Source organism: Arthrobacter sp. G.S.26, from assembly GCF_050847375.1.
In the GTDB taxonomy this organism is placed as follows: Bacteria; Actinomycetota; Actinomycetes; order Actinomycetales; family Micrococcaceae; genus Arthrobacter.
Genome location: NZ_CP193752.1, coordinates 2,627,591 through 2,643,952 on the forward strand (window position 1 = coordinate 2,627,591; position 16,362 = coordinate 2,643,952).

At 64.1% G+C, this 16,362-nt stretch carries 18 protein-coding genes; 2 read left to right on the forward strand and 16 right to left on the reverse strand.

Going from position 1 to position 16,362, the window contains the following annotated elements:
* Window positions 1–6: 6 nt before the first annotated feature.
* A complete protein-coding gene (locus ACRB8A_RS11980; protein WP_050687912.1) occupies window positions 7–807 on the reverse strand; it encodes an alpha/beta hydrolase in 801 nt (266 codons plus the stop codon).
* Window positions 808–850: 43 nt separating this feature from the next.
* On the reverse strand, window positions 851–1,207 hold the full coding sequence (locus ACRB8A_RS11985) for a hypothetical protein (RefSeq protein WP_056597255.1): 357 nt from the start codon (window positions 1,205–1,207) through the stop codon (window positions 851–853).
* Window positions 1,208–1,278: 71 nt separating this feature from the next.
* Here ACRB8A_RS11985 and nucS point away from each other — a divergent pair, with 71 nt between their 5' ends.
* Together nucS and ACRB8A_RS11995 are read left to right on the forward strand one after the other, a co-directional pair.
* Window positions 1,279–1,974: an endonuclease NucS gene (gene nucS, locus ACRB8A_RS11990; RefSeq protein WP_050687910.1), complete on the forward strand. Its 696-nt coding sequence runs from the start codon at window positions 1,279–1,281 to the stop codon at window positions 1,972–1,974.
* Window positions 1,975–2,257: 283 nt separating this feature from the next.
* On the forward strand, window positions 2,258–2,461 hold the full coding sequence (locus ACRB8A_RS11995) for a cold-shock protein (RefSeq protein ID WP_050687909.1): 204 nt from the start codon (window positions 2,258–2,260) through the stop codon (window positions 2,459–2,461).
* 151 nt (window positions 2,462–2,612) lie between these two features.
* Here the strand turns inward: ACRB8A_RS11995 and ACRB8A_RS12000 are convergent, their stop codons facing one another.
* From ACRB8A_RS12000 to ACRB8A_RS12065, 14 genes are all read right to left on the reverse strand, one after another.
* Complete coding sequence (locus tag ACRB8A_RS12000) at window positions 2,613–5,189, reverse strand: bifunctional lysylphosphatidylglycerol flippase/synthetase MprF (RefSeq protein WP_432244769.1); 2,577 nt, start codon at window positions 5,187–5,189, stop codon at window positions 2,613–2,615.
* Window positions 5,186–6,496, reverse strand: coding sequence for an alpha/beta hydrolase (locus tag ACRB8A_RS12005; RefSeq protein WP_432244770.1), 1,311 nt, complete (start codon window positions 6,494–6,496; stop codon window positions 5,186–5,188). The genes ACRB8A_RS12000 and ACRB8A_RS12005 overlap by 4 nt, the downstream gene beginning before the upstream one ends.
* A gap of 5 nt (window positions 6,497–6,501) precedes the next feature.
* Window positions 6,502–6,933 (reverse strand): DUF2550 domain-containing protein, encoded by a 432-nt coding sequence (locus tag ACRB8A_RS12010; protein ID WP_050686787.1) that lies wholly within the window; start codon window positions 6,931–6,933, stop codon window positions 6,502–6,504.
* Between the two features lie 10 nt (window positions 6,934–6,943).
* Window positions 6,944–7,228 (reverse strand): F0F1 ATP synthase subunit epsilon, encoded by a 285-nt coding sequence (locus ACRB8A_RS12015; protein WP_050686789.1) that lies wholly within the window; start codon window positions 7,226–7,228, stop codon window positions 6,944–6,946.
* Window position 7,229: 1 nt separating this feature from the next.
* A complete protein-coding gene (atpD, locus tag ACRB8A_RS12020; protein ID WP_050686791.1) occupies window positions 7,230–8,684 on the reverse strand; it encodes a F0F1 ATP synthase subunit beta in 1,455 nt (484 codons plus the stop codon).
* A gap of 84 nt (window positions 8,685–8,768) precedes the next feature.
* Window positions 8,769–9,659, reverse strand: a complete 891-nt coding sequence (locus ACRB8A_RS12025) for a F0F1 ATP synthase subunit gamma (protein WP_050686793.1) — start codon at window positions 9,657–9,659, stop codon at window positions 8,769–8,771.
* A gap of 73 nt (window positions 9,660–9,732) precedes the next feature.
* Window positions 9,733–11,370, reverse strand: a complete 1,638-nt coding sequence (gene atpA / locus ACRB8A_RS12030; RefSeq protein WP_050686795.1) for a F0F1 ATP synthase subunit alpha — start codon at window positions 11,368–11,370, stop codon at window positions 9,733–9,735.
* Between the two features lie 83 nt (window positions 11,371–11,453).
* Window positions 11,454–12,281, reverse strand: a complete 828-nt coding sequence (locus tag ACRB8A_RS12035) for a F0F1 ATP synthase subunit delta (protein ID WP_050686798.1) — start codon at window positions 12,279–12,281, stop codon at window positions 11,454–11,456.
* The gene (locus ACRB8A_RS12040) at window positions 12,281–12,835 is read right to left on the reverse strand and encodes a F0F1 ATP synthase subunit B (protein WP_050686799.1); all 555 of its coding nucleotides are present in this window, start codon (window positions 12,833–12,835) and stop codon (window positions 12,281–12,283) included. The genes ACRB8A_RS12035 and ACRB8A_RS12040 overlap by 1 nt, the downstream gene beginning before the upstream one ends.
* A 46-nt stretch (window positions 12,836–12,881) precedes the next feature.
* Complete coding sequence (gene atpE, locus ACRB8A_RS12045) at window positions 12,882–13,100, reverse strand: ATP synthase F0 subunit C (RefSeq protein WP_050686800.1); 219 nt, start codon at window positions 13,098–13,100, stop codon at window positions 12,882–12,884.
* A 110-nt stretch (window positions 13,101–13,210) separates the two neighbouring features.
* The gene (gene atpB, locus ACRB8A_RS12050; protein ID WP_050686801.1) at window positions 13,211–14,011 is read right to left on the reverse strand and encodes a F0F1 ATP synthase subunit A; all 801 of its coding nucleotides are present in this window, start codon (window positions 14,009–14,011) and stop codon (window positions 13,211–13,213) included.
* An 81-nt stretch (window positions 14,012–14,092) separates the two neighbouring features.
* Window positions 14,093–14,431, reverse strand: coding sequence for a hypothetical protein (locus ACRB8A_RS12055; RefSeq protein WP_432244771.1), 339 nt, complete (start codon window positions 14,429–14,431; stop codon window positions 14,093–14,095).
* On the reverse strand, window positions 14,424–14,906 hold the full coding sequence (locus ACRB8A_RS12060; RefSeq protein ID WP_056597249.1) for a hypothetical protein: 483 nt from the start codon (window positions 14,904–14,906) through the stop codon (window positions 14,424–14,426). The genes ACRB8A_RS12055 and ACRB8A_RS12060 overlap by 8 nt, the downstream gene beginning before the upstream one ends.
* A gap of 95 nt (window positions 14,907–15,001) precedes the next feature.
* Window positions 15,002–16,114 (reverse strand): MraY family glycosyltransferase, encoded by a 1,113-nt coding sequence (locus ACRB8A_RS12065; RefSeq protein WP_432244772.1) that lies wholly within the window; start codon window positions 16,112–16,114, stop codon window positions 15,002–15,004.
* Window positions 16,115–16,362: the final 248 nt, after the last annotated feature.

Here is a 16,362-nt window from a genome sequence, read left to right on the forward strand (position 1 = left end):
GCAGGCTCAGGCCGGAGCGGTGGCGGCCGGACCGGCCCACTCCTGCGGCAGGCCTTCCCCGCCCGGCCCTGCCGGGCTGACAGTGGCCACAATCTCGTTGAGCACCCGTGCGGCGTGCTTCTCCCCCACCCACAGGTGTTTGGCGCCTGCCACCCCCACCACACGTGCCTGGGGCACCAGTGCGAACCGCTCGGCAGCCTCTGCCGGCTGCAGGTAGTCATCGTGTTCGGGCACCAGCACGGCCAGCGGCTTGCCGGCGTCCGCCCACTGCCGCAGATGTTGGTCCGTGGCGCGGTGCAGCGGCGGCGACAGCAGCACAGCACCTTCCACCTGGCCGGCCACGGGATCCACGGCGCCGTACATGAGGGCAAGTTCAGTGCCGAAGGACCAGCCCACCAGCCAGCGGTTGGGCAGGCCGCGGTCCACCGCGAACTGGACCGCTGCCGCAACATCGTTCCGCTCACCGATGCCTTCCTCGAACGCACCGGTACTTGTCCCGCGCGGCGAGGTGGTGCCGCGGGTGTTGAACCGCAGCACCGCGATGCCTGCCAGGGCCGGCAGCCGGTAGGACGCCTTCCGGTACACGTGGGAATCCATAAAGCCGCCGTGGGTGGGCAGCGGGTGCAGGGTGATCAGCGTGGCGTGCACGGGGCCGGATTCAGGCAGGGCCAGTTCGCCCACCAGGGTGTGCCCGTCAGCCGTCAGCAGCTCCACGTTTTCCCGGCGTGCGGGCAGGACAGTGGACGCCCTGATGGGGGCCAGGCCCGTGGACTGGGTGAATGCGTACGACGCCGGATCAAAAGTCATGCCTGCCAGCTTAGCCAACGCGGGGCCCGGGCTGCCCGCAGGCTCAGCGGTAACGGTAACTGCGCGACATCCAGCAGTTGGTATGCCAGTGCCGCCGCTCTGCAAGCCCGGCCGCCGCGCCGAACAGGTGGTCGTCCTTCCAAACCACCAGGTGCGCGACTCCCGGCACCACTGCGGTGGAGCATTCGGGACAGATGTAGGTCTTCTCTGCATTCCGTGCCGTCATGGTGCGGACCATCCAGTCACCGTCCGGCGCGCTTTCCCGCCGCGCGATGCCGGCCCTGGCACGTTCGAGGTCCAGTTCCGGCACGCCGCCGCCGGCGGTCTTTTTTCCGCTGCTGCGGCCAGGTGCAGCACCCTTGCCTGACACGGGACGGCGCGGACGGTTGGAGCGGGGCATGCTTCCATTCTGCCCCAGCTTCAGCGGGGACCGGACCCTGGCACAGGGCGCCAGCCGGTAGTCTGTACGGCGTGCGACTTGTCATAGCCCGATGCTCAGTAGATTACGTTGGCCGGCTCAAGGCCCATCTCCCCCTCGCCACCAGGCTGCTCCTGGTCAAGGCGGACGGGTCGGTGCTGGTCCATTCGGATGGCGGCTCCTATAAGCCGCTGAACTGGATGAGCCCGCCGGCGAGCCTGCGGGTGACGTCCCCGGACGATGTGGACCTGGAACTTGGCGTGGTGGAGCAGTGGACCGTCCAGTCGGCGAAGACGGACGACCGGCTGATCATTAACATCCACGAGAAGTTCAGCGAAACCTCCCACGACCTGGGAGTGGACCCAGGCCTGATCAAGGACGGCGTCGAAGCGGACCTCCAGCGGCTGCTGGCCGACCAGATCGAGACCCTTGGTACCGGCTTCTCGCTCATTCGCCGGGAGTACTTCACGGCCATCGGGCCCGTGGACATCCTGGCCCGGGACGCCGACGGCGCCACGGTGGCCATTGAGCTGAAACGCCGCGGCGACATTGACGGAGTGGAACAGCTCACGCGTTACCTGGAACTACTGAACCGGGATCCGCTGCTGGCGCCGGTCCGTGGCATCTTCGCCGCCCAGCAGATCAAGCCGCAGGCGAAGGTGCTCGCCGCGGACCGCGGCATCCACTGCGTCACCCTGGACTATGACGCCATGCGGGGCGTGGACGACAGCGGGTCCCGGCTCTTCTAGGCCAGAGCGCCCCCGGCAGGCCAGGCGCTGGGCATTTCACCGTTTTGTTACCTTATTTTCTTCCTGTTGTGCATTCCAAACCGTTGACCTGCGGGAACGGACATGAAATTCTTGGAACAGTCTTTGTGTAGGTGTTATTCATGCTCGCAAGACATGTTGCGAGCGTGAAGCTCCTGCAACACCGTTCCTTTACCGGACCGGCTGCCAGGATTCTTCCGCGGAGTGACCAAGGCCGGCACGCAGTGTGCCGTTCTTAGACCCTTTCCACAATGAGGAGAAATACATGGCACAGGGAACCGTCAAGTGGTTTAACGCTGAAAAGGGCTTCGGCTTCATCACGCCGGATGACGCCGACGGCGATGTCTTCGTCCACTATTCGGAAATCCAGACGGGCGGCTTCAAGACCCTCGACGAGAACCAGCGCGTTCAGTTCGAAATCGGCCAGGGCGCCAAGGGCCCCCAGGCCACCGGCGTCACGCTGGTCTAGGCTCCGCCCCCGGCCGCAGCTGCGGCCAACGCTTTTCAAATGGTCTCCGGCTTTTGCCGGGGACCATTTGTTTGTCCACCCGGGTCCGTTGCCATTCCCGGCATGCACCGCTCATTGTTGCCAGGGCCGGAAACACGCTCCGCAATTTGTTTCACGAAACCAGTTTGCGGACCAGCCTTGCACCTTGCGAAAGGGACAACCCGGGAAGGTATGCACGCGTCAGTGCCCTGCCAATTGCGGGCAGGTGCAGCGGGTCCTGGTAATAAAGATAAAGCGACCGGTATTCGGGTTTGAAACGCGATTTAAAAGCCGCCAGGGAACGGAAGCCATAAACAGGTTCCAGGGCGTGGCCCACCAGATCAAGGATGCTCAGCAGGTTATCGGCGCCTCCTTCCGCCGCGGTTTGCGCTGCGGAAAGGCTGCCGACAGCGGCCGGCGGGTTTGCGTCGCCGGGCCTGCTGGCCAGCGGCGAGCCGGAGAGGGAAATGACTTCCACGGTGTCCCGCAGTTCAAGGACGGCGGAGGCGATCAGGAATTCCATCACCCCTGGAAACCCCTCAGGTCCCCGGCGCATCACGTCGAGCGTCCTGCTGACCAGCCGGCCGCCGTCGTAAACGGGAAGCCAGCTGGTGACCCCGTGAACCGTCCCGCCGGCGTCCACGGCGAGGCAGCACAGCACCTCGGGGTCATCCAGTTCGTCCACGCCGCCGAGGGTGAAGCCCATCTCGGGGACCGACTTGGCTGCTGCCCACCCTTCGGAAACCTCGTTCAGCCGGGACCGCAGCGGCGCGGGCAGCTCGTTGTAAGGCCCCCAGACCGCCGTCACACCCAGCTTCGCTGCGCGGTTCAATGCCGTCCGGACGTTCTGCCACTCCTTGCCCTTGAACTCGATCTCCCGGACCGCCAGCCGGGTCTCCTGCGCCACCGCGACCCGGTGGAAGCCGCGGTCCCGCAGCTCCGGCCATATCCCGTCATCGCAGGAGTACAGCGCCGGAATCAGGGCCTGGCTGCGGCAGTGCGCCAGGAACCCTTCGGTGACCGCGGGCTGGGCAGGCCCGGGCCCGAACGCCCCGCCCAGCGTCAGGGCAACAGTGCCGTGCTGCTGGTAGGCCATGGCACCGTTCCCATCAGGGCTGAACCAGTAGGTGTTTGGTTCCCACAGGGCCATCCAGGACAACGGGCCGCCGCCGCGGTGCAGCAGGTCACGGGCCCGGCTGCGGTCCTGCCTGCCGGAATCGCTGCTGTGCTGGCCGCCCACCAGGATCCACCACACCGCCACCAGGGCGATCACCCAGAAAACCGGTCCGGAGTAGGCAAAGAGCACCGCTTCGACGGTGTTGCGGTCCGTGAACAGGCGCTGGAAGTGCTGTGGAATGGGCACCGGAACGTATTGCCGGGCCAGCTCTGCGAAGAGGCCCGCCACACCGCCGTCGCGGGACAGCCCGCCGGACCCGAACCAGGCCACAGTGTAAGTCCCGGCAAGGACCAGCCACGTACCGCCCACCACAGCCGCCAGCAACCGGCGGGCTCCAGGCAGGGTCTGGACGCGGAAATGCCGCCGGTTCAGCCACAGCACCAGGGCCAGCAGCAGCGGCACCACCACCAGGGGCAGCACGTGGGCAAAAGCAGTCCCCAGCGGTGCCGCCCGTGGACCCAGCGGCCGCGCCGGAAGCAAAGCGAAAAGGGCAAGATAAACGGCGGCGAGGGCGGTGACGGCCAGTTGGATGACCAGGGCAATATTCAGGGCCAGCCTGCGTCCGCGGCGCATGCCGTCCGCGCAGATCAGCAGCAGCGCAACGGGAACCACTGCAAGCGCCAGGCCAAACGGGCCGGCAAAGCCGGCCCGGCCGGCTTCGAGGCAGGATGCCTCCACCGTGGCGCCGCAGTTAAAGGCCAATTGGCCCAGCGTGGGCATCGGGTTCAGCACCACATCGCGCAGCAGCGCCAACGGACCGGTAGGCGAGCGGGCAATGCCCGTCAGGATGGGACCCACGGCAAAGACGGCCACGGTCAGGGCCAGGAGATTCCGGGCTTCGCGGCCGGTGGAGCGGTGCCGGTGCGGTTGCCCGCCGTCGCCCTGGATCCACCATCCGGCCAGCAGGCCCAGCAACGCCCCGATCAGGCCAATGACGGTTTCCGCGTGGCCCACATACAGGACCAGCAGCAGCGAGATGGAAAGCACCACGGTACGGAGCCGGCGCTGCCACAGGACCGGGAGCCGGGCACTGCCGGCCAGTCCGGCAGCGAGGACCGGGCCATACGGACCGATCAGGACAACGTCCGCCATCCGGTCCAGCCACCCGTCCCCCACCGCAACCGCGAGCTGGGTCACCAACAGGAACAGCGTCACGGCGGCAAACTGGCCCAGCACAAGGAGACCGATGGCCGCCTTGGTGCCCAGCCGGCGTTCGGCCAGACCCAGCAGCACCACAATCATCAGCGAGGCAGCCAGGTAGGCCAGGGGGTTGGTGGCAAAGAAAAGGCTGGTGAACATGGACCACCAGGACCCGGCCTGCAGCCCGGGAAGGCTAACCCCTGCCACTTCGAGCAAGTGCTCCGGCGGCCCCGCCAGGAAACTTCCCGTGGCCGCCGCGGTTATCCAGAAGATGGCCAGGACACCGAGCGTGAACGGGACCGCTGCCAGGTTACGGCCCAAACGCTGCAGCACAGGACGGGCCACAGTGGTCCAGGCCAGTCGCGCGGTGGTTTCCTGCTTGGCGGCGCTCATCCGGACAGCCCCCAGCGTCCGGCCAGGAACTGGAGCGCATCCTCGATCCGGCGGGACGATGTGTCCCACGAATGGCCCGTATGCTCCACCCGCTGCGATTCAACGGTAAAGCCGGCGTCCCGGGCCGCGGTGGTGAGCGTATCCAGGTACGCCACGAATTCTGCGTCATCGGCACCGGCCGTGAGATACATGGCGTGCCCGTCAAAGCGTTCGGTTGCCATGATGGCCAATGGCGTCTGGCGGTCGAAAGCCTCCGGGTCCCCGGGGAATGCTGCATCGATGGTCTTCTGGCGCTCCTTGGCCACGGCGGGTTCGGCCTCGCTGGAAAAGCCCAGGACGGCCGGGAACAGGTCAGGATGCCGGGTGCCCATCTGCACGGCGCAGGTGGCGCCGAACGAGAACCCGCCAGCCGCCCAGCGGCTGTGGTCCGTGTCCACCGCCAAGGTGGTGCTGATCCACTGCACCACGTCCTTCGCCAGGTAGGTGTCTGCCTGGGCAATCGCGCTGTCCATGCACATGGTGTTGGCGTTCTGCGAACCATTGGGATCGGCAACCACCACCACCGGGGCAAGTCCGCCGTGGGCAGCGGCGAAGGTGTCCAGGTGGCCCCGGAGTGCACCGCCGGTCAGCCAGTCGGCGGGCCCGCCGGGCTGTCCGGCGACAAGGACAAGCACGGGCAGGGCCGGCCGGTTGGCGGCAAAGTAGGCCGGCGGCAGGTAAATGTAGGCGTCGCGGGCTGCCAGGCCGGAAAGGGTGCCGGGAATGGCGGACCTGCGGAGCTCTCCCCCGGCCGGGAGATCACCCTGGGCTTTCCAACCTTGGAGCGTAACGCCGTCGGGGGCGCCGGACTGGCGCATCAGGGCCGGTTCCAGGACAGGCACGCTGGCCACGGCGGTGCCCAGGAGGTCGCTGACGGTGCGGTTGAGGCCGAAGTAGGCGTTGATCTGCACAGCGGAGAGCGTCGCGACCAGCAGGACTGCCACCAGGCTGGTCCAGCGGGAACGCCAGGAGTTCCCCGGCAGCCTCAGGAAGGCCAGGAGCAGGGCGCCGACGGCGGGCACCAGCCAGATCAGGACGGCGTCCGGGATGTTTTCGGGGAAGACGGAAAGGATGTTGATCAGGGCCCAGTGCACTGCGGCCACCAGGGCGAACGCAGCGGCAGCGGCGGCCAGGACGCGGATCAGCCAGCGGACCGGGCCCGTGGCAGCCGGCGGGACTGCCAGGTGGATGGCACCGGCAAGGCCAAGGACCACTGCCGTCCAAAAGACCGGACCGTCAGTGAGCCGGATGTTGTAAAACCATTCCACGGCGGCTAGCGCCAGGTCCCTACGCCGATGACCGGTCCGGCTTCCAGCCACGAGGACAGGCCAGTGTAGGCATCGAACTTCATGGCGAGCCGAAGGTCCTCGCCTTCATATCGGAGTTCAACGATCACCACATCGGGCTGGACCTTAACGGCCTCATCCTCGGTGGGTTTGCGCCGGCCCAGGAGCTCCAGGGAGCTGCGCTTGAACCGGTGCTTGGGGCGGACGCTGAGGGAAAGCAGCCGGAACCACTCCAGGTCATTGTCCTGATAACGGCAAACCCCCATCTGCCAGCTGTTTCCAGCCGTGCAAATGGAGGCGTCCACCGTGCCGAGGGCACGCCGCAGGTTGAAGCGGCGCACCCCCGAAAGGCACAGTGCAAATACCAGCAGCCCAAAAATGACTGCCATGGCGATGAACGTAATTACCGGAGCGTCCATCAGGGGCGTGCTAGCGGATCCCAGCGGTAGCCGAGCCGCCCAGCTGGGCATTGTCAGCAACGATGACGACGCGGTTGTTGTCCACGGAGAAGAATCCACCGTCAACATCCACGGCGATCCGGTCCCCGGTCACCGGCTGGATGGCCAGTTCACCTTCAGCCAGGATCGCCAGCAGGGGCGAGTGGCCGGGCAGGATTCCGATTTCACCATCGCTGGTGCGGGCCTTGACCATCTTGGCCGCTCCGGACCACACGAAGTGGTCCGCTGCGACAATCTCAACCTCAAGCTCAGCCATATTACTTGGTCTGTTCCTGGATCTTGGCCCACTGGCGCTCGACGTCATCGAGGCCGCCGACGTTGAAGAACGCCTGCTCCGCGATGTGGTCCAGATCGCCGTCGCAGATCGCCGTGAAGCCTTCGACGGTGTCCTTGATGGAAACCGTGGAGCCTTCGACGCCGGTGAACTGCTTGGCGGTGTAGGTGTTCTGGGAAAGGAACTGCTGGATGCGGCGTGCACGCGACACGACGATCTTGTCCTCTTCCGAGAGTTCGTCAACGCCGAGGATGGCGATGATGTCCTGGAGTTCCTTGTTCTTCTGCAGGATCTGCTTCACGCGGACTGCCGTGTTGTAGTGGTCCTTGCCGATGTACTGGGGATCCAGGATGCGGGAGGTCGACGTCAGCGGGTCAACGGCCGGGTACAGGCCACGGGAAGCAATTTCACGGGAAAGTTCCGTGGTTGCATCCAGGTGCGCGAAGGTCGTGGCCGGGGCCGGGTCGGTGTAGTCATCCGCGGGAACGTAGATGGCCTGCATCGAGGTGATGGAGTGGCCCTTGGTGGACGTGATGCGCTCCTGCAGGAGGCCCATCTCGTCAGCCAGGTTGGGCTGGTAGCCCACAGCGGAAGGCATGCGGCCCAGGAGGGTCGACACCTCGGAACCGGCCTGCGTGAAGCGGAAGATGTTGTCGATGAAGAGCAGCACGTCCTGGTTCTGCACATCGCGGAAGTACTCCGCCATGGTCAGTGCGGACAGGGCCACGCGGAGCCGCGTTCCCGGCGGCTCATCCATCTGGCCGAACACAAGGGCGGTGTCCTTGAGGACGCCTGCCTCTTCCATTTCAACCCAGAGGTCGTTGCCCTCACGGGTACGCTCGCCAACACCGGCGAACACGGAGGTTCCACCGAAGTTACGGGCCACACGGGTGATCATTTCCTGGATCAGCACCGTCTTGCCCACGCCGGCGCCGCCGAACAGGCCGATCTTTCCACCCTTGATGTAAGGGGTGAGAAGGTCGATGACCTTAATGCCGGTCTCGAGCATCTCCGTGGAGCCCTCGAGGGTGGCGAACGCCGGAGCCTTGCGGTGGATGGGCCACCGTTCGGTGGTCTCCAGCTCTGCTTCGGTGACATCCAGGGGCTGGCCCAGGACGTTGAAGATGTGGCCCTTGACGCCGTCACCAACCGGAACGGAGATGGGGGCGCCGCTGTCCACCACGGACGTGCCGCGGACGAGTCCGTCGGTTGCCTGCAGGGAGATGGCGCGGATGAGGTTGTCGCCCAGGTGCTGGGAGGTCTCAAACGTGATGGTTTTGGTCTCACCGTTGAGAGTAATCTCGGTGGTGAGGGCATTGTAGATCGACGGGATTGCGTCAGCCGGGAATTCGACGTCGACAACCGGGCCGATAACGCGCGCAATGCGGCCGGTGGCACCGGACGTTGCGGCTACGTGTTCGGTAGCAGTGGCAGTCATCTCTCTCACTTCACTCAGTAGATGGCGTGGGGTTAAGTTTATCTGTTGTGGTGCAGGTCCCGCGGGAACCGGTACCGGGCCGGACTAGGACGCGAGGGCGTCCGCGCCGGCAACGATCTCGGAAAGCTCCTGCGTGATTTCGGCCTGACGGGCCGTGTTGCGCAGACGCGTGTACTTCTTGATCAGGTCCGTTGCGTTGTCGCCTGCCGACTTCATGGCGCGCTGGCGGGCGGCGAGCTCGGAAGCTGCTGCCTGCAGCATTGCTGCGAAGAGGCGGGATTCGATGTACCGCGGCAGCAGCGCGTCCAGGACGCGTTCCGTTTCCGGTTCGAACTCGTAAAGCGGCAACAGCTCCGACTCCGATGCAGCTTCCTCTTCCACTACCTCAAGGGGCAGAAGACGGATGACCGTCGGTTCCTGGGTGACCATCGACTTGAAGCGGGTGTAAACGACGTGGATCTCGTCAACGCCGCCGTCCTCGTAGTCGGCTGCGAACTCGGCGAGCAGTGCTGCACCGATTTCACGGGCCGTGGCGAACTCCGGCGCGTCGGTTCCTCCGGTCCAGACCCGTTCATAGGGCCGGTTCCGGAAGTCGAAGTAGGCCTGGGCCTTACGTCCGACGAGGTAGGTCTTGACTTCCTTGCCTTCGGCGTGGAGCAGCTCGTTGAGACCTTCCGCCTGCTTGAGGACGCTGGCCGAGTAAGAACCTGCCAATCCGCGGTCCGAGGTGATTACCAGGACTGCGGCGCGGCGGATCTGCTCCGGCTCAGTGGTCAGCGGGTGGTCGATTTCGCTTTGGCTGGCGACAGCAGAAACGGCGCGCGTGATCGCGTTCGCGTAAGGCAGTGAAGCTGCTACGCGCGCACGGGCCTTGCCGATGCGCGAGGTAGCGATCAGTTCCATCGCCTTGAAGATCTTGCGCATCGACGTGGTCGAGCTGATCTTCTGGCGGTAGACCCGAATCTGGGCTCCCATACTTATCCTTTCCTAACATTTCCCTAAACCGGTGTGCCGGACCCTGTGGGCCCGGCACACCTGTCCAGTGGAATTAGCGCTTCTGCTTGACGATTTTTTCCTGGTCAACGTCGCCACCGGAGATGGCGTCGTGTGCCTCGTGGCCTGCGCCCACCAGGTGGTTGTCGCCTTCGCCGAAGAAACCCTTCTTGAAGTCGATGATGGACGACTTCAAGGCTGCTGCGGTGTCATCGTCCATCACGTTGGTCTGGGCCAGCGTGGTGAGGATGGAGGACTTGTGCTTGAGGTGTTCCAGGAACTCGGTCTCGAACCGGTTCACATCCTCAACGGGAACGTCATCCAGGTGGCCGTTGGTGCCGGCCCAGATGGAGACAACCTGGTCCTCAACCGGGAACGGCGAGTACTGGCCCTGCTTGAGCAGTTCCATCAGGCGGGCACCACGGGTCAGCTGCTGGCGGGAAGCCGCATCCAGGTCCGAGGCGAACATGGCAAATGCCTGCATGTCCCGGTACTGGGCGAGCTCCAGCTTCAACGTGCCGGAAACCTTCTTCATGGACTTGACCTGCGCGGCGCCACCAACGCGGGACACCGAAACGCCCACGTCGACTGCGGGACGCTGGTTGGCGTTGAAGAGGTCCGACTGGAGGAAGATCTGCCCGTCAGTAATGGAGATGACGTTGGTCGGGATGTAGGCGGAAACGTCGTTCGCCTTGGTCTCGATCAGCGGCAGGCCCGTCATGGAACCGGCACCGAGCTCGTCGGAGAGCTTGGCACAACGCTCCAGCAGGCGGGAGTGCAAGTAGAAAACGTCGCCCGGGTAGGCTTCGCGTCCCGGCGGACGGCGCAGCAGCAGTGACACTGCGCGGTAGGCCTCAGCCTGCTTGGAAAGGTCATCAAACACGATGAGGACGTGCTTGCCGCCGTACATCCAGTGCTGGCCGATCGCCGAACCGGCGTAGGGGGCCAGGTACTTGAAGCCTGCGGGGTCGGATGCGGGAGACGCCACAATGGTGGTGTATTCCAGCGCGCCGTTGTCCTCGAGGGTCTGGCGGACAGCGGCAATGGTGGATGCCTTCTGGCCGATCGCCACGTAGATGCAGCGGACCTGCTTGGTCACGTCACCGGAAGCCCAGTTGGCCTTCTGGTTGATGATGGTGTCGATCGCGATCGCGGACTTGCCGGTCTGGCGGTCACCGATGATCAGCTGGCGCTGGCCGCGGCCGATCGGAATCATGGCGTCGATGGCCTTGAGTCCGGTCTGCATGGGCTCGTGCACAGACTTGCGCTGGGTCACGCCGGGAGCCTGGAGTTCCAGGGCACGGGTGGTCTCAGCCTTGATCTCGCCGAGGTCATCGATGGGCACGCCCAGCGGGTCCACAACGCGGCCCAGGAATGCGTCGCCCACGGGGACGGACAGAACCTGTCCGGTGCGGTGGACTTCCTGGCCTTCTTCGATGCCGGTGAAGTCACCGAGTACGATCACGCCGATTTCGCGGACGTCAAGGTTCTGGGCCAGGCCCAGCGTGCCGTCCTCGAAGCGAAGCAGCTCGTTCGCCATGACCGAGGGAAGGCCCTCAACACGGGCGATGCCGTCACTTGCGGTGGTTACGCGGCCGACCTCTACGCGTTCTGCGTTTCCGGGTTCGTAGGACGCCGCGAACTCGTTCAGCGCATTACGGACGTCGTCGGCGTTGATGGTCAATTCGGCCATCTGCAGTCCCTGCTCTCCTGTTTTCGTGATCATCGTTGCTCACGATGACCGGGGTTTGTATCAGTGTGGTTGTGCTTGTCCGGCTAGCCGGCCAGCTGGCGTTGCAGTGAACCCAGGCGGGTGAGGACGGAAGCGTCGAGCACTTCATCCCCCACCTGGACACGGATGCCGCCAATCAGTGCGGGGACAACGGTGAGGTTGACCTTCAGTTCGCGTCCGTACATGGCATTCAGGCCCGCCTGGAGGCGGTCCAGCTGCGTGTGGGACAGCGGCTGTGTGACGCTGACGGTGGCAATCCAGCGCTGCTGTCGCTTGGCGGCCAGTTCAGCGAACCGCCCTACCAGCCGCGACGGCTTGACGCCGCGGGGCTGCGTGACAGCCTGCTTGATGAGGATTTTTGCTTCCTCACTTGCGCCGGGCACCAGCCGCTCAACGAGGGTGGCTTTAGCAGCAGCACTTGCCTGCGGCTCGGACAAGGCACGCTGTACCTCGTGGTTGGAGGCAACAGTCTGGTTGAAGGAGAACAGATCGTTCTCCAGCTCTTCCAGGCCGGAGATTCCGGAGGCAGAAACGGCGGACTTGTTTTCAGCAACGGAAATGACCACCGTTGCGGCAAGGGTCTCGAGTGCATCGCCGATGTCGCGTGCGGCTGCCCAGCGTGAGCTGGCCAATCCGGCTGCGACGTCAGCAGCATCAGCGGAGACTTTCCCGCCAACAAGCTGCCTGACCAGCGCCGACTTCTCGTCACCTGAGCGGGACGGGTCAGTCAAGGCGCGGCGCAAGCCAGCCGAGCTGTCCACCGTTCCCAGAATTCCGAAGAGTTCCTTTGCCAACTGAAGCGACGCCGTCGGAAGTTTTGCTTCCAGACCTGCCAGCGCTGTTGCCAGCGATTCGCTCGATACGCCTGCCATTACTTCGCAGCACCCGCGTTCTGGTTCTCCAGATCTGCCAGGAAGCGGTCAACAACGCGGGCTGAACGCTCGTCATCATTGAGTGCTTCGCCGACAATGCGTCCTGCCAGCGTGGTGGCAAGCGTGCCCACCTCTGCACGCAGGGACACGACGGCGGCCTGGCGCTCGGACTCGATCTGGGCGTGGGCCTGAGCGGTGATGCGGGCAGACTCTGCGCCCGCCTTCTCCTTCAGGTCAGCCAGGATCTGTGCGCCTTCGGCACGTGCTTCCTCACGGATGCGGTTGGCTTCGGCGCGGGCGTCCGTCAGCTGCTGCTTGTACTCTTCGAGTGCAGCAGAGGCCTCGGCCTGGGCCTTCTCAGCCTTGGCGATGCCGCCTTCAATGGCTTCGGCGCGCTCGGCGAAGGTCTTCTCGAACATCGGGACAACAAACTTGACCACGATGAACATAAGAATGACGAAGCCAACCAGGACAACGCCCATTTCCCAAACGTTGGGAACGAGGGGGTTAACCTCTTCGCCTTCAGTGGCGGCTGAGATGATCAGCTGATTCATGTTTCACCCGTCCTTATCTACTCGGTTCTAATGTCCGCTTCGGTTCTCAGGAGAGAACGAAGGCGAAGACCAGGCCGAGGATGGCGAGGGCTTCAGTCAGCGCGAGGCCGAGGAATGCGATCGGCTGCAGGACGCGCTGGGCTTCCGGCTGGCGTGCCACACCGTTGATGTACGCGGCGAACACGAGACCAACACCGATACCACCGCCGATTGCGGAGAGACCGTAACCGATGAGGTTGATTGAGCCGTTGATGGAGCCTTCCATTTTTCTTCCTTTCAAGATGCCACCCATGTGGCAGGTTGTTTGGGTTGCTTCATCCCCGCGAGGGGAAGTCTTTTGGGTGCCTTCAGGCCGTGCGCCGTGCGGCGCTGCGGCTAGTGGCTGTCGGCGTGAAGTGCGCCTTCAATGTAGATCGCGGTCAGCAGGGTAAAGACATAGGCCTGCAGGACCATGATCAGGGCTTCAAGCATGTACATGGCGATGGCGCCTGCCAGGACCAGGACCGAGGTGCCCTGCAGCAGGATGTTCTCCTGCGACACAAGGAACTCGATGCCGTAGCCGGCGATCATCACAATCAGGTGTCCTGCGAGCATGGTGGCGAACAGACGGAGGCTGTGCGTCACCGGGCGGACAATGAAGTTCGAGATGATCTCGATCGGGATAACGATCGGCAGGATGTACCACGGAACCCCGGAAGGAACGGTTGCCAGTTTGAAGTAGCGGATGCCGTTCTTCTTGAGGCCGATGATCAGCCAGGTGAAGTAGACGATCCCCGCCAGAACGTAAGCGCCGCCGACGTGCGAGAACGTGGGGAGCTGGAAGAACGGAATGGCGCCGTAGATGTTGTTCACCAGGATGAAGAAGAACAGGCTGAACAGCAGCGGGACGTACTTGATGAAGTCCTTGCCGCCGATGATGTCCTTGGCGATTCCGTTGCGGACGAAGCCGTAGGCGGCCTCTCCGGCGAACTGGAGCTTGCCGGGTACCAGCTGTCCCTTGCGTGCGGCAAGCACGAAGAAGACGGCGATAAAGACGACGGAGAGGAGGACCAGCAGCATCTGCTTGGAGAATCCCTCTGCGGCACCCCACGGCAGGATTGCCGGCAAATGCATTTCGTTAATACCAGGAGGAGTAAACTCTCCTGAATCTTGGGCCGGGAGCGCAAGCGCGATCAACGCGTTTCCTCTCTGCAGTGTCCATCATTGGGCGTTGGGCGGGGACCGGCGGCCTGATGGCCTGCTGCTCCCCCTGTGAAATTATTTGGCATTAGTGTTGCCGTCCTTGGACGGCCCGCTGGCAGCACGGTGATCCCCAGCTTTTTCTCGGGAACTGGTGAGACCATGCATGTGGGAAAGGTAAAAACCTCCGAGGGCTCCAAGCAGAGCGCCTGCGAGCACAATCCAGCGCGTTCCCCACAGATTATCCAGTCCCCACCCTATCAAACTCCAGACGATGATTCCGCCAATGATGTAGCTGAATACGGCGATTCCAGCGTTGTAACCGCCGTCCCTGCCGTTCTCTGATACACCGGGTGCGGAGACACCGCGGCCGCGGGTGCGGAGGGGTCCGCTGCGGGCGTTCTTTGGGTCACGCATCGGCTGGTCCCTTGCTTTCGGGGTCGTTGTAGATCTGGAGGCGGGCTTTGCTGAAACCGTAGATTTCGGCGGCCTGCCACAGGACCACGGTGGCCACGGCGCTGATGACGAACCACCGGCCGTCAAGCCACTCGGGGGCTCCGACGATGAAAAGGACCGCGGCGAAGCCCACCACCTTGATGAAATAGGTGGCGACAAAAACGCCGATTGCTCCGGCTGGATTGTTACGTCCCACGAAGTGGCCCACCAGCAGGCTGATGCCGAAGAACAGCATCACCAGCACTCCCCCGTACAGGCTGGACAGCCCTCCGTGGGGACCCACGAAGAGGATGGCCACCAGGGAGCAGCTGACGACGGCGGCCGAACCGGCCAGCGCGCTGAGCTTAAGAAGGTGCAGCCACAGTGATTTCGTGGGACCCGAAGCGCCAACGGGTGAGTTGCCGGACGCGGGTCCGGACTCGGCGTTGGAGGTCATTAGATCCCAATCGTCGGCGCCTGATGGCTGGTGTGGAGGGCAGCTCAAGGCTGCCCCTAAATTCTACACGAGATAGAAATAATTCCTGACCCGCTTTATGCACGCGTGCTTTCGCCACGTCGGGTCAGGTAAGGCCATGCTGTCACCAGCGCCATGGCCAGCGTGGCGAAGATGTCCACGGTCAGGACAATCTGCCAGGGGAAAACGGCGAACGCCAGGCCCCCGAAGGACAGCACGGCGGTCCAAAGGTAGAGCAGGATTACTGCCGTGCGGTGCGAGTAGCCGATGTCCAGGAGTTTGTGGTGCAGGTGGCCGCGGTCCGCGGTCCACGGCGAACGCCCACGTGCGGTCCTTCGGATGACTGCCAGCCCGAGGTCAAGCAGCGGCAGGAACAGCACCGCAAACGGCAGCAGGATGGGGATGACGGTTGAGATGCCGTTGACCCTGTCATAGAGCCCGGACGTGATCTGGCCCGTGGACACAACACCGGCCGAAGCCATCAGCAGGCCGATCAGCATGGCACCGGAGTCGCCCATGAAGATCTTCGACGGGAACCAGTTGTGCGGCAGGAACCCCAGGCAACTACCCACCAGGACCGCAGTGAGCAGCGTGGCAAGGTCGGAATAGTCCAGCAGGACGGCGTTCCGGTGCACCCAGTAGGCAGTGAAGAAGAACGCAGCTCCGCCTATGACGGCGACACCTGCAGCCAGGCCATCCAGCCCGTCGATGAAGTTGAAGGCGTTCATGCTGACCACTATCAGCCCCGCCGTCAGCACCACCCTGATCGTGTTGTTCTCCAGGTAGATGGGTTCGGGAATCCAGGGGACGATTGTCATCTGGACACCCCAGACTGCCACCACCAGGCCGGCCACGCTTTGGCCGATCAGCTTGACCCACCAGCGGATATCGAGCAGGTCGTCCGCCACCCCGATCAGGACGATGATTGCCGCGCCGGCCAGGACACCCCAGGGCTGGAAGTTGTTCCGGTAGATGTCCTTAACGAAGAACGACTGGCTGGCCACCACCAGGGCCACAAGCACGCCAAGGAAGATGGCAACCCCGCCCAGGCGTGAGACCGGAATGGAGTGCATGTCACGGCTGCGGATAGGCAGGTGAAGTTCGAGCCGGTGGCCCACGATCCTGGCGCCCCACGTGGCCGCGTAGGAAACGACGGCTGCCGTCAGGCCCATCAGCAGGTACATGATCATGGGGCGGCGGCCGTTTCGACAGATGGCACAATGGCCCCCCGCAGCGGCTGCGGCTGGTTGTTCCCGCGTGGGCTCACTGGCCGGAAATCTGTTCTTCGATAAATGAAACTCTCCGTCGCCGGGCGCGCAGCAGGCAGTTCTTGGTGCCTTACACGGCTGTATTACAGTGGACTCTAGTCAAAGATACTAGCGCCAACAGCTTCATGGCTTCGCGCCACACTGGCGCACAGCGAACGGGGACATCCCTG